Genomic DNA, 13,086 nt, shown 5'->3' on the forward strand with positions numbered 1-13,086 from the left:
CAGCCATCGCTTCTTCTCCTTCGGTTGTTGATCGTCTCGTTAACGTTAATTTACCGAATCGAAGCGGTGGCTGCCCACCAAATTATTTACAGCAGTTTAAGGACTCAATCCCGGGGCGATTCAATCCCCAGTTAAGAAATACGTTTTTCGGGGGTAAGGTCATGCTATCGCTAGCGTTTCGCTCACGCTCCTTCCGCTAATGTCTAACGTCCGAAATGTTAGAGCGCGGATTGCGGATGTGCGAATAGAGTCGGTCAAGCAACTGCTTGCCGCCTGCAAAGCCTTTGATCCCGCGTTTTTCCACGAGTAATTGACGGACGCGACGCAACAATCTGGCATAGGGGTGGGCCGTCATGTAATGTTTCAACGGGGTGTGGCCGCTGACAATTTTTGTAATTCTGTTTAAGTTTCCTGGAATGGCAAGCTCACTCCTATCGTCGCCGATCTTTAGTTTCTTTTGAACAAAGAGCGTAATGTTTCCACCGTCTGCGGAGACAATATGGCTCATCTTGGTGAAACCGGCTTTCTCTGCAAGTCTCTGAAGAGTGGCAATATTAAAATTGAATAAGTGAGCTTCGTGGAAAGTACTCTTCGGTGATTGACATGTCGCCTCAATATTCGGAACCTCTATGACAAGAATGCCTTGTTCTTTCAGTAAGGTGTGCAGTTTTACAAGGACCGCGAAAGGGTCGTCAGTATGTTCCAAGACATGCCAAATCGTGATTAGATCAAAGCTGGCTTCTTGCAGCATGGCATCTTGGATAAAGCCGACCTGAACATTAAGGCCGTATTCAAGAATTGAATATTCGGCATAGCCCTTGTTGGGTTCGATTCCTTTCACATCATGACCGAGGGTTTGAAGCAAATAAGAGAATTCACCTCCACCAGACCCGACATCAAGAATAGCCAGCGGCTTTGAAAGCAATTGTTCTATTTTCAGGTGGCGCGACAACGCAATATTCCCAGCACGCAATATATGCTTTGGCTTGGGCGCATAGGTTCCCTTGTAGCTGACACGATAGTCGTCTTCATAGAAATCACGCGGGTTATGTGGTAGTGGGTCAGACCACACGAGGCCGCATTTCGCACAAATCACTGCTCTGAGCGATGCTCCGCTTCGACTACGGTTTGCAAGAACTGAAATCTCAGTACTGCCGCAAAGATTGCATGGACTCGAGAAGGATTCTCGCTGTGCTGTACTGTGCTGTGCCATTACTTGCTTTCTCCTACGGTAAATGATGGTAGATGGCGCGCGCCAACGTAGCTAAAGGGCGCGCCGCTTTGGGCATGTCCCGCTTGAGCGCAGGGTTAGGTTTCGATTGAGCCCTTAAACTGCTGTAAATAGATTGGTGGGCAGCCACCGCTTCGATTCGGTAAATTAACGTTAACGAGACGATCAACAACCGAAGGAGAAGAGGCGATGGCTGGATATGAGATTAGCGTATGTTCGGAATTACTGCCAAGTCTTTTGAATGGGAAGGACGGGCTGGCGAAGCTGGTGGAGACGGTACTCGAAAAACAGGGGCAAGCTCATCCACAAGCGGCCCGCCGATCAGAATGAACAGGAACGAGGGCAGAAAGGCAAAAACCGTCACCACCAGAGCGGCCGACGTTCGCACCGTTCAGCGTCCCCCGGGGTAGGAAAGGCAGGGAACGTGCGAGATGGTTATTCAATTCGTCCTCGGTTCACCGCTTGGTAAATTGACATGGCACTCGGAGAAAATGCGTACCGTGCAATTGCGGCAGATCTCCGTATCAAGCTCGTCATACACCGGTTTGACCCAGTTCGCCATGGTCGGGAAGAAATTAGCCTCACCGATGTCGTCGAGCTTGTTCGACTTGCGCAGGAACTGGTAAATGTCTTCCTTGCAGCGGTAGAAATACAATCCGCCGCCCATCTTGCGGCGGCGGCGCGCTTCCTGCGCCAGCATCTCGGCTCCGGCTACGTCGATGAAGCTGATGCCGCGCGCGACGACGAGCACGGATTTCTTCTGTGGCTCGATCTCGTCGATCTTCATCAGGCTGTTCTGCACATGATCCACCGCGCCGAAGAAGATCGCGCCGTTGAGGCGCACCATACTCAATTGCGGACATTGCGGATGATCTCCTGCCTCTACGAAGTGATAGGCGCCCTCATCCTTGGCCGGCACCACCTGCACCATGTTCGGGCGCGAGACGCGTAACAGGTAGATGGCGAGCGAGAGCAGAATGCCGAAGAATATCCCCTTCTCCAGGTCAACCAGCGTGCCCAGCAGCGTCACCCACAGCACCACCGTTTCGGAACGGCTGGTCTTGCTGATACTGCTGATGTGATGAAAATCGATCAGACCCCAAGCGACCAGGAACAGGATGCCCGCCATCGCCGCCGTCGGCAGGTAGGAAGCCAGCGGCGCGACCAGCAGCAGCACCAGCATCAGGAAGATCGATGCGTACACCGTCGCCAGCGGTGTCTTCGCCCCGGCGGCGTAATTGACGCCGCTGCGGTTGAACGAGCCGCACGATGCGTAACTGGAGAAGAAGCTGCCGACCAGGTTGGACAGTCCCTGGCCGATGAACTCCTGGTTGCCGTCGATGCGCTGCTCGGATTTCACCGCGATGGCGCGCGAGATGGAGACCGCCTCGGTCAGCGCCAGCATGGTCACAATCAGCGCGGGGAATAGCACCTTGTGGATCGTCTCGTAGGAAAAGTCCGGCAGCGACAGCGGCGGCAGGTGCGCAGGCAACGCGCCCACGGTCTTGATCTGCGTGGTATCCAAACCGATCTGCAGATTGACCAGCCAGGCTACCACGCTACCGACCACCATCGCCACGATCATGTAGGGCAGCTTGGGGATATAGCGCTTGGCCAGAATACCCGAAGCCAGCGTGACTGCACCGACCAGCGTGACCCAAGGATTGATGTTGCCGAACTGTTCGACGAATCGTTCGAACACAACATGAAAGGGTGCGCCACGCTCGATGGCGATGCCGAAGAAGTTCTTCACCTGGCTGGCCGCGATGAGCAGCGCGGCACCCGCGGTGAAACCGATGACAACCGTGTGCGAGATGAAGTTGACCAGCACGCCCATGCGCGCAACGCCAAGGATCAACTGGAACAGCCCGGTGAGGAAGGTCAGCGTCAGCACCATGCTGATGAACTCGGGCGAACCGGGATCGGCCAGCGGACTCATGGCAGCGAACACGGCGATGGAGATGGCCGTGGTCGGCCCCGAGACCAGGTGCCAGCTCGATCCGAACAGCGCAGCGATGATGGCCGGGATCATCGCCGCATACAAGCCGTATTCCGGCGGCATGCCGGCGATGGTGGCGAACGCCACTCCCTGCGGCAATACAATTAACGCTCCGGTGATGCCAGCGACCAGGTCGGCACGGGTGGACGTTTTGTCCACCATGTGCTTCCACTGCATGAAAGGGAACAGATGGTACAGCCAGTATTTGCGTGTAGGCTCAGTCATCTCGAAGTTTCGTTCAGCCTATGGTCTGGTAATACAGGTTCTGCGGATGGTTGGCCTGCGCGAAGAAGAACCAGCGCTCGGCCAGCAGTCCGAGGTGTTGCAGTATAAAGGCAAAACCCAGGACCATGGGGCTGGTCAGGCCGATCGCCAGCAAGGCCAACGGCAGCACGAAGGCCAGCAGCAAAAAGGCCGGCTTGACCGCGCGCAGGAACGCCGCACTTTTGCCGTGGAAGAAATCGCGCGTATTGAACGTGCCGCCCATCGCCCCCATCGAACGCTGGGTGATTTGCGGGTGCTTGACGCCAATCGCGGTCTGGATGGTGGAGGTTGGTTTAAGCCGCGCATTGCGCAGCAACGAAGCCAGACGACCCACCAGCGCCAACAGGGTGATGATGATCGCCCAACCGGCGAAGAAATCGGTTTCCGTCGGGGCGGCATAAGTCGCATAGAACGCGGCCAGAACAAAACCGGAAGCGCCCCCCATCAGAATGTAATTGATGACCGTCAGCGGCGAATGCCATTCGCGCAGGAAACGCAGACAGGCATAAATCATCGCGGTGCACACGAACAGGGAGAATGCCAGCAAGGTTCCCGCGACACCAAGCAGAAGTGACAGATCAATCACGAAACCACCGGGCAAAGTCACAATCTCCGGGCGGATGCCGAACAGATGTGATGCACTGAACAAAAAAGTTACCCCCATAAAGGCAGGCAACACGATCACTTCACGCGACAACCAGGAGGTACGCCACTGGCTGGCCGCCCGCCAGGCGCGCTCGGGGCGCCCAAGGTGGAAGAAAGAGGCGACCAGTCCACCGCACAGCAGCAACAGGACGATGGCGCCGCCGTAGCCGTAGAAGTTGTCCGACTGCATGGGCAACAGGCCAAACAAGGCATAGGACTGATGGGTGAACAGGGCAAGGAACAAGCCTTGCCCCGCACCGATCAGGGTGGTCAGAAAAATTACTGAAAATGCAGGCTTCATAATGTCTCGCGTTTAGTTCGGGTTACCAGGCAGACACGTCATCCATGGTGGATTGATCCTTGTCCGGCTTGGGCAACTGATGATCCAGCTTGAGCGGATTGTCCGCGCGCTCCAGTTCATCCTCGTGAATCCTGACCTTGGTCTTGCGTCGCGGCAGATAGTGGTTGGACGGATGCGTCCCCCACTCCGGCATCAGCGCATAACCGCCGTCCTCGCGGATCGCCTGTGATACCGCCGATTCCGGATCGTGGATGTCGCCAAACAAACGCGCGCTGGTCGGACAGGCCTTGACGCAGGACGGCTTGCGATCCGCCTCGGGCATGGACATGTCGTAGATGCGGTCCACGCACAGCGTGCATTTCTTCATCACCTTCTGCTGCTCGTCGAACTCGCGCGCACCGTACGGGCACGCCCAGGAACAGTACTTGCAGCCGATGCACTTGTCGTAATCCACCAGCACGATGCCGTCTTCCTTGCGCTTGTAGGAAGCGCCTGTCGGGCACACCGGCACACAGGGAGGATCCTCGCAATGCAGGCACGACTTGGGAAAGTGCAGGGTTTCGCTATTCGGGAATGTGCCGATCTCGTAAGTCTGCACGCGGTTGAAGAACGTGCCGCTCGGGTTCAGGTCGTAGGGATTTTCGTCGCACAGGGGGCCAGCCGAGCCGGAGGTGTTCCATTCCTTGCAGCTGGTCACGCAGGCACTGCAGCCGACGCATACGTTCAAGTCGATCACGAGCGCGAGCTGGGTCATTTCGCACCGCCTTTCTTTTTCCCGCCACCAAAATAGGCCAGCCAGTCTGGGCGTTCTTTCATGCCAGGATATTTATTCATTGGCGCGAATTGCGGCGAGGTCTGCGCGGGTTCGCCCTCCGCCGCCTTGTAGATGCGCACCCGCACGTCATACCAGGCCGCCTGCCCGGTGATCGGGTCGGAGTTGGAATAGCGCGCGCCGTCGGATTGTTGCGGCAGTTCTTCCGAAATGACGTGGTTGAGCAAAAAGCCCTGTTGCGATTCGTTCGCCTGCGGGGTCAGATTCCACGCTCCGGCGGCCTTGCCGATGGCGTTCCAGGTCCACACCGTGCCCGGTTCGACCGCTTCGCTGTAGCGCGCCATGCAGCGCACCTTGCCCCATTGCGACTCGCACCAGATCCAGTCGCCGTCATTGACGCCGGTGTTCTTCGCAGTCTGCGCGTTGACATATAGATAGTTGTGCGCGTGGATCTGGCGCAGCCAGGCATTTTGCGAGTCCCAGGAGTGATACATCGCCATCGGGCGCTGGGTCACCGCCGAGAGCGGGTATTTGCGCTTGTCGATGGCCTGCGTTTCCAGCGGCTCGTAGTAGAACGGCAAGGGGTCAAAATAGGTCTCGACCCGTTTCGCCAGATTTTTCGGCGGCTTGCGCGAGATGCTCTTGCCCTGTGCGGCGAGGCGGAACTTCTGCAGCACCTCGGAATACAGATGGATCAGGATCGGTTCGGCGTACCGCGTGATGCCGTTGCGCTGCGACCATTCCAGATAACCCTGGTTCCAGTTGCGCATGTACTGATAGGAACGCGGCAGCACTTCATGGTGCACACAGTTGTTCTTGGCGTACATCTCCCATTGGTTCGGATTCGGCTCGCCCTTCATGTTCTTCTCGCCGCCCTTGCCGCGCCAGCCGGAAAGGAAGCCGATGCCGGAACCGGGCGCAGTCTCCCAGTTGACGATGAAATCGGGATAGTCGCGATATTTCCGCTTGCCGTCCTGGGTCACGAACGCGGGCAGCTTCAGGCGCGTCCCGAGCTCGATCAAGACTTCCTGGAACGGTTTGCATTCGCCGGTCGGCGGCATCACCGGGATGCGCACCGAATCCACCGGGCCGTCGAATTCCGAGATCGGACGGTCCAGCATGGACATCACGTCGTAACGTTCAAGGTAGGTGGTGTCGGGCAAGACCAGGTCGGCGAACGCGGTGGTCTCGGAATGGAAGGCGTCGCACACCACGATGAACGGAATCTTGTATTCGCCGCCCTCTTCCTTGTCGGTGAGCATCTTGCGCACTTCGCTGGTGTTCATGCTGGAGTTCCACGCCATGTTGGCCATGAACAGCAGCAGCGTGTCGATCTTGTGCGGATCGCCGCGCCAGGCGTTGGTGATGACGTTATGCATCAGGCCGTGGGCGGCCAGCGGATATTCCCAGGAAAACGCCTTGTCCAGCCGCACCGGATTGCCTTCCTGGTCCACGAACAGGTCGTCCGGATCGGTCGGCCAGCCCAGTGGCATGCCGTCCAGCGGCGTATTCGGCTGCACTGCGCGCGGGTCGTTCGGGGGGCGCGCGCAAGGCGGGATGGGGCGCGGGAACGGCGTCTTGTGGCGAAAGCCGCCGGGACGGTCGATGGTGCCCAGCAAGGTCATCAGGATGGACAACGCGCGGATGGTGTGAAAGCCGTTGGAGTGTGCGGCCAGCCCGCGCATGGCATGGAACGCCACCGGGTTGCCGGTGACCGTGTCGTGTTCCTTGCCCCAGCTATCGGTCCAGGCGATGGGCAACTCGATCTTCTGGTCGCGCGCGGTGATCCCCATCTCGTGCGCCAGACGGCGGATGGTTGCAGCGGGAATGCCGGTGATGCCTTCGGCCCACTCCGGCGTGTATTCCTCGACGCGATCCTGCAACAGATGGAAGGCAGGCTTGACCGGCGTACCGTCGGACAACTTGAATTCGCCGCGCAAAAAGGGATCGGCGCCTTCGGTGTGGGTCACGACCGGCCGATCGGTATTGCGGTCCCACCACAGCTTGTTCTGCGGGTCATAACACCCCTCTTCCTCCGGCACTTCGGTGCGCACGAACATGCCGAACTCGTCGTGTTCGGCATCCAGGTTCACCAGTTGCCCGGAGTTGGTATAGCGCACGAGGAACTCGCGGTCGTACAGGCCCAGTTTGATGATCTCGTGGATGATGGCAAGCAGCAGCGCGCCATCGGTGCCGGGACGGATCGGCACCCACTCGTCGGCGATGGCGGAGTAGCCGGTGCGCACCGGATTGATGGAGATGAAACGACCGCCTTCGCGCTTGAATTTGGCCAGCGACACTTTCATCGGATTGGAGTGATGGTCTTCCGCCGTGCCGATCATGATGAACAATTTTGCGCGTTCCAGATCGGGGCCGCCGAATTCCCAGAACGAGCCGCCGATGGTGTAGATCATGCCGGCCGCCATATTGACCGAGCAAAAACCGCCGTGCGCCGCGTAGTTGGGCGTGCCGAACTGGCGCGCGAACATGCCGGTCAGCGCCTGCATCTGGTCGCGTCCGGTGAACAGCGCGAACTTCTTCGGATCGGTCGCGCGCAACTTGCCCAGTCGCTCCGTGAGGATGGAAAAGGTTTCTTCCCAGCTGATTTCCTCGAACTCGCCCGCGCCGCGTTCGCTGCCCTGCTTGCGCCGCAGCGGTTTGGTCAGGCGCGCCGGCGAATACTGCTTCATGATGCCGGAAGACCCCTTGGCACAGATCACACCGCCGTTCAGCGGATGATCCGGGTTGCCGTCGATATAGCGTATCTCGCCGTTGCGCAGATGGACGCGAATGCCGCAGCGGCAGGCACACATGTAACAGGTGGTGGTTCTGATTTCGGTGGTGGCATCCGCGACCGGTGGCGCCAGCGGATCGTGCAATGGGGTCGATGACATGAGCGGCAGTTTAGGGTTGGTTATCGTTTTATGGACACGCTGCAATCCGACCAAACTACTCGGAATTTTACGGCGCAAGTATGCGTATCCCGCGCCGCTGCTGCCATAGCCGTGATGAGGGAGCACCGCATAACCCGTTAGGGGGGACGCCCTTCAACCCATGAGGGGTATCGCGTGGGCCAGCCTCTTGTTCTAGTGTGCACGCCATAGTCAAAACGTGGTTTTTATCGAGGAGATCGTATGGCATTGGTCAACCCCCATGGGGGCGGCAGCCTCAAGCCGTTGTTGCTCACTGGTGAAGAGTTGATTGCGGAAACCAAGCGGGCGCACTCTTTCCCCATGGTGGCAGTCAGTTCGCGCGAAAAAGGCGATCTCATCATGCTCGGCATCGGCGGCTTCACCCCGCTCGAGGGTTTCATGACCCATGCCGACTGGCAAGGCGTCTGCGACGGCATGACCCTGACCAATGGCCTGTTCTGGCCCATCCCCATCACCCTCTCCACCGACAAATCCGCAGCAGACGCAATCCCCACCGGCAGCGAGATCACGCTGGTCGATCCCGATGACCAGAGCATCCTGGCCACGATGATGGTCACCGAGAAATACTCGATCGACAAGGCGCATGAATGCGCCACCGTGTTCGGCACGACCGACCTCGAACATCCGGGGGTCAAGATGGTGATGGAACAGGGCGAAGTGAACCTCGCCGGCCCGGTCAAGGTGTTGTCGCAGGGCGGCTTCCCGCAGAAATACGGCCCGTTGTTCATGACGCCCAAAGAAACCCGCGCGCTGTTCGACGAACTCGGCTGGAGCAAGGTCGCCGCATTCCAGACACGCAACCCGATGCACCGCTCGCACGAATATCTGGCTAAGGTTGCCATCGAAGTGTGCGACGGCGTGCTGATTCACTCCTTGCTCGGGAATTTGAAGCCGGGCGACATTCCGGCCGAGGTGCGCACCCACGCCATCATCGAGTTGACCAAACACTACTTCGTGCCCAAGACCATCGCCCAGGCCGGTTACCCGCTAGACATGCGCTATGCCGGACCGCGCGAAGCCTTGCTGCACGCCCTGTTCCGCCAGAACTACGGCTGCTCGCATCTCATCGTCGGGCGCGACCATGCCGGCGTCGGCAGTTACTACGGGCCGTTTGACGCGCACCACATCTTCGACCAGATCCCCAAAGGTGCGCTGGAGACCCAGCCGCTCAAGATCGACTGGACTTTCTGGTGCTACAAGTGCGGCGGCATGGCTTCTGCCCGCACCTGCCCGCACGGCGACGAGCACCGTCTGTTGCTTTCCGGTACCAAGTTGCGAAAGATGCTGTCGGAGGGCGCGGATGTTCCGGCCGAGTTCAGTCGTCCCGAAGTGCTGACCGTGCTGCGCGCGTATTACGCCGGACTGGCAGACAACGAAAAAGTGGAAGTAAAACTTACCGGGCATTCGGCGCGCTAGCAACCGCCTTTATTGTTCGGCAAGATTTTGTGCAGTAATGGTAGTAGGTTCGCGGGGTAAAGAATTTTGGGGGCAGCCTGTTGTATCCCCGACGACCAAGCGATTGATTAAAATTTTGTAACTCAATAGTTAAGGAGAGCCTGATGTTCACGAGCAACCCCTTTGTCACACTTTCGGAAGTGATATCACCCGCGATGATGCAGGGGTATATCGTTGTCATGGTCCTGCTGGTCGTGGGCGGAACCCTGCTCGACATGATGCACAAGAAAAGCGCCAAGTACTTTTTCGAGAATGCGAAAAAGGCACAGAAGAGCGCAAAACGCTCGGTGAGCGGCGGTGAGAAAGTGGTGATTGCCACTTCCGTGCTGGTGAACGAAGTCATGACCGCCGGCGAATTCAGCAATCCGCAACGCCGGCTTTCCCATTTTCTGACCATGTGGGGAACCATCATCTTTATCGTGACGACTGCGATCATGATCTTCTCGCCGGAGTCCACCTCCACCCTGTTGCCCTCGCTATGGCATATCGGCGCGCTGATGCTGGCCGTGGGCGGATACTGGTTCTGGTTTGCCATCCGCGTTGATGTCTCTGCGGAAGGCCTGCCCTGGTTTCGCTTCGAGCGCGCAGACTTGTTCATTCTCTCGCTGCTGGCCACTTCGACTTTTGCATTGCTCTGGTCGTTCAACGGCGGAGGACTGAACCTGCTCTTCGCCCTGTTCATCCTGTCCAGCACCGCGCTGTTCGGCGGCGTGTACTGGTCCAAGTTCGCGCACATGTTTTTCAAGCCCGCTGCGGCCTACCAGAAAAAAATCATCATGGCCGACGGTGGGCGCGAGAACCTGCCGCCGGACTACGATTTGACCGATCCCGAAGTGCAGCGCAGATTTCCGGACGTCCCCATGTACATGGGCAAGAACCCGCCCAACATGGGGCTGTGCATCAAGGCGGAAAGAGCAAAACACTATTAATGCCGAATTGACTCGATTATCTATAACAATAGAGGAATAAATTATGCCAACCTTTGTATATATGACGCGTTGTGATGGGTGTGGAGAATGCGTTGACATCTGCCCGTCCGACATCATGCACATTGATAAAAAGCTGCGCCGTGCCTACAACATCGAACCGAACATGTGCTGGGAGTGCTACTCCTGCGTGAAAGCCTGTCCGCATCAGGCGATCGATGTACGCGGCTATGCCGACTTCGCGCCGCTGGGTCACTCGGTACGCGTGATCCGCGACGAGGAGAAAGGCACCATCGCCTGGCGAATCAAGTTCCGCAACGGCAAGAAAGACATGGAACTGCTGGCCCCCATCACCACCAAGCCCTGGGGCTCGGCGACACCCGATCTCGCCCAGGTGCCCGCACCCAGCAAGGAGATGCGCGACAGCCAACTGCTGTTCAGTGAACCGAAATACATCCGCATGGACAACGGTGGTCTGCACACACTGCAATCCAATGGTTTGGAAATCAAAGAGGGAGTGCAATACTGATGAGCTACTCGACAATTATCGAAGACAACATCGACATCCTGGTTGTCGGTGCGGGTCTGGGCGGTACGGGCGCGGCATTCGAGGCGAGATACTGGGGCCAGAACAAGAAAATCGTGATCGCCGAGAAGGCGAACATCATGCGTTCCGGCGCGGTCGCCCAAGGCCTGTATGCGATCAACTGCTACATGGGCACCCGCTTCGGGGAGAACAATCCGGAAGATCACGTGCGCTATGCGCGCATCGACCTGATGGGCATGGTGCGCGAAGACCTGCTCTTCGACATGGCGCGCCATGTGGACTCCACCGTGCACAACTTTGAAGAATGGGGCCTGCCCATCATGCGCAACGAAAAGACGGGTGCGTTCCTGCGTGAAGGCCGCTGGCAGATCATGATCCACGGCGAATCCTACAAGCCCATCGTGGCCACAGCCGCCAAGAAGTCGGCGGACAAGGTGTTCAACCGCATCTGCGTGACCCACCTGCTGATGGACGAAGCCAAGACAAACCGCGTCGCCGGTGCCGTGGGTTTCAACGTCCGCACCGGCAACTACCACGTGTTCAAGGCCAAAGCTGTGATCTGCGGCGCCGGTGGCGCTTCCAACATCTTCAAGCCGCGTTCTGTCGGCGAAGGTGCGGGCCGCGTCTGGTACGCGCCGTGGTCTTCCGGTTCCGCCTACGGTCTGATGATCGAAGCCGGTGCCAAGATGACGCAGATGGAGAACCGCATCGTGCTGGCGCGCTTCAAGGACGGCTACGGCCCGGTCGGTGCCTACTTCCTGCACCTCAAGACCTACACCCAGAATGCCTACGGTGAAGAGTACGAATCAAAGTGGTTCCCCGACCTGCAAAAGATGGTGGGCAAGGAATATCTGGATCCGGAAGTGTCGCACCGCACGCACCGCCCCATCCCGACCTGTTTGCGCAACCACGCGATCATCAACGAGGTGAACGCCGGTCGCGGTCCGATCCACATGGTTACCATGGAAGCCTTCCAGGATCCACATCTGGAAGAGATCGGCTGGCACAATTTCCTCGGCATGACCGTCGGTCAGGCCGTGCTGTGGGCCGCCACCGACGTGGATCCCAAGTACGAGAACCCCGAACTGACCACCTCCGAACCTTATGTCATGGGTTCGCATGCCACCGGATGCGGGGCATGGTGTTCCGGTCCGGAAGACCTTTCCCCGCCCGAATACTTCTGGGGTTACAACCGCATGACGACCATCGAAGGTCTGTTCGGCGCGGGCGATGCGGTAGGCGGCACGCCGCACGCCTTCTCGTCTGGCTCCTTCACCGAAGGTCGTCTGGCTGCCAAGGCTGCCTGCAAATACATCGACGATGGCAAGGCGGAAGGCATCCGTGTTTCCGACGCGCAGATCGATCGTCGCCGGAAGCAGATCTACAAGCCGCTGGAAACGTATCGCGTCTACAGCAACGAAGTGGTGGCCGGCAGCGTCAACCCCAACTTCATCAACCCAAGACAGGGGCTGGATCGTCTGCAGAAGCTGATGGACGAGTACTGCGGGGGTTTTGGCGTCAACTACATGACCAACGACAAGCTGCTCAACATCGGCCTGAAGAAGATGGCGACTCTGGGGGAAGATCTAGAAAAAGTCGCCGCCTCGGACATCCATGAACTGCTGCGCGCGTGGGAACTGAAGCATCGTTTCCTGACTTCCGAAAGCGTGTTCCACCATACGCTGTTCCGCGATGAGACGCGCTGGCCGGGTTACTACTACCGTGGCGACAAGTTGAAGCTGGATGATAAGAACTGGCACGTGCTGACCGTGTCCCGCCGCGATCCCAAGACCGGCGAGTACACCATGGAAAAAGCACCGCTTTACCACCTGGTGGGCGACGTGGAGAAGAAACCGGCTGAAGAACATCACTAGGCGAACGCAGGCTTGATTTACCGGTTTTCAGTAGTGTCCGGTTAAATTAGTCATTCTCGCCACGAAGGTCAATAACGGGTGGGTTTGTGGCGCAAATATTTTGGTGCCGATTTGAAATCAGTTTACCCATATTCCGGTT

The 13,086-nt window shown here is 58.2% G+C and carries 9 protein-coding genes; 4 read left to right on the top strand and 5 right to left on the bottom strand.

Annotated features, from left to right (window positions below; translation table 11 throughout):
• Positions 1-196: 196 nt before the first annotated feature.
• The 5 genes from ACKTSJ_RS10300 to ACKTSJ_RS10320 form a co-directional block, all read right to left on the bottom strand.
• Positions 197-1,213, bottom strand: a complete 1,017-nt coding sequence (locus ACKTSJ_RS10300; RefSeq protein WP_407899944.1) for a class I SAM-dependent methyltransferase — start codon at positions 1,211-1,213, stop codon at positions 197-199.
• 457 nt (positions 1,214-1,670) lie between these two features.
• Entirely contained in the window at positions 1,671-3,455 is a 1,785-nt protein-coding gene (locus tag ACKTSJ_RS10305) for a SulP family inorganic anion transporter (RefSeq protein ID WP_407899946.1), read from the bottom strand.
• A gap of 13 nt (positions 3,456-3,468) precedes the next feature.
• Positions 3,469-4,440 (bottom strand): dimethyl sulfoxide reductase anchor subunit family protein, encoded by a 972-nt coding sequence (locus ACKTSJ_RS10310; RefSeq protein ID WP_407899948.1) that lies wholly within the window; start codon positions 4,438-4,440, stop codon positions 3,469-3,471.
• Positions 4,441-4,462: 22 nt separating this feature from the next.
• Positions 4,463-5,194: a 4Fe-4S dicluster domain-containing protein gene (locus tag ACKTSJ_RS10315; RefSeq protein ID WP_407899949.1), complete on the bottom strand. Its 732-nt coding sequence runs from the start codon at positions 5,192-5,194 to the stop codon at positions 4,463-4,465.
• A complete protein-coding gene (locus tag ACKTSJ_RS10320; RefSeq protein ID WP_407899951.1) occupies positions 5,191-8,106 on the bottom strand; it encodes a molybdopterin oxidoreductase family protein in 2,916 nt (971 codons plus the stop codon). The genes ACKTSJ_RS10315 and ACKTSJ_RS10320 overlap by 4 nt, the downstream gene beginning before the upstream one ends.
• A 240-nt stretch (positions 8,107-8,346) precedes the next feature.
• On the opposite strand from ACKTSJ_RS10320, the gene sat reads away from it, so the two are divergent.
• The 4 genes from sat to aprA all read left to right on the top strand — a co-directional run bounded on the left by sat (position 8,347) and on the right by aprA (position 12,947).
• Complete coding sequence (gene sat / locus ACKTSJ_RS10325) at positions 8,347-9,561, top strand: sulfate adenylyltransferase (protein WP_407899953.1); 1,215 nt, start codon at positions 8,347-8,349, stop codon at positions 9,559-9,561.
• A 143-nt stretch (positions 9,562-9,704) separates the two neighbouring features.
• Positions 9,705-10,529 carry an adenylyl-sulfate reductase gene (locus ACKTSJ_RS10330; protein WP_407899954.1) on the top strand — a complete coding sequence of 275 codons (825 nt, stop codon included), beginning with the start codon at positions 9,705-9,707 and terminating at the stop codon, positions 10,527-10,529.
• A 43-nt stretch (positions 10,530-10,572) separates the two neighbouring features.
• Positions 10,573-11,055: an adenylyl-sulfate reductase subunit beta gene (gene aprB, locus ACKTSJ_RS10335; protein WP_407899956.1), complete on the top strand. Its 483-nt coding sequence runs from the start codon at positions 10,573-10,575 to the stop codon at positions 11,053-11,055.
• Positions 11,055-12,947, top strand: coding sequence for an adenylyl-sulfate reductase subunit alpha (gene aprA / locus ACKTSJ_RS10340; protein ID WP_407899958.1), 1,893 nt, complete (start codon positions 11,055-11,057; stop codon positions 12,945-12,947). Before aprB ends, aprA begins: the two co-directional genes overlap by 1 nt.
• The last annotated feature ends 139 nt before the right edge of the window (positions 12,948-13,086 follow it).

Origin of the sequence: Ferrigenium sp. UT5 (assembly GCF_045866295.1) — a bacterium.
Classification (GTDB): Bacteria; Pseudomonadota; Gammaproteobacteria; order Burkholderiales; family Gallionellaceae; genus Sideroxyarcus.

Excerpts from the sequence above, each read along its gene's own strand:
- sat (WP_407899953.1), top strand. The coding sequence starts at position 8,347 with ATGGCATTGGTCAACCCCCATGGGGGCGGCAGCCTCAAGCCGTTGTTG.
- ACKTSJ_RS10300 (WP_407899944.1), bottom strand. The coding sequence starts at position 1,213 with ATGGCACAGCACAGTACAGCACAGCGAGAATCCTTCTCGAGTCCATGC.
- aprA (WP_407899958.1), top strand. The coding sequence starts at position 11,055 with ATGAGCTACTCGACAATTATCGAAGACAACATCGACATCCTGGTTGTC.
- ACKTSJ_RS10320 (WP_407899951.1), bottom strand. The coding sequence starts at position 8,106 with ATGTCATCGACCCCATTGCACGATCCGCTGGCGCCACCGGTCGCGGAT.
- ACKTSJ_RS10330 (WP_407899954.1), top strand. The coding sequence starts at position 9,705 with ATGTTCACGAGCAACCCCTTTGTCACACTTTCGGAAGTGATATCACCC.
- aprB (WP_407899956.1), top strand. The coding sequence starts at position 10,573 with ATGCCAACCTTTGTATATATGACGCGTTGTGATGGGTGTGGAGAATGC.
- ACKTSJ_RS10310 (WP_407899948.1), bottom strand. The coding sequence starts at position 4,440 with ATGAAGCCTGCATTTTCAGTAATTTTTCTGACCACCCTGATCGGTGCG.
- ACKTSJ_RS10305 (WP_407899946.1), bottom strand. The coding sequence starts at position 3,455 with ATGACTGAGCCTACACGCAAATACTGGCTGTACCATCTGTTCCCTTTC.
- ACKTSJ_RS10315 (WP_407899949.1), bottom strand. The coding sequence starts at position 5,194 with ATGACCCAGCTCGCGCTCGTGATCGACTTGAACGTATGCGTCGGCTGC.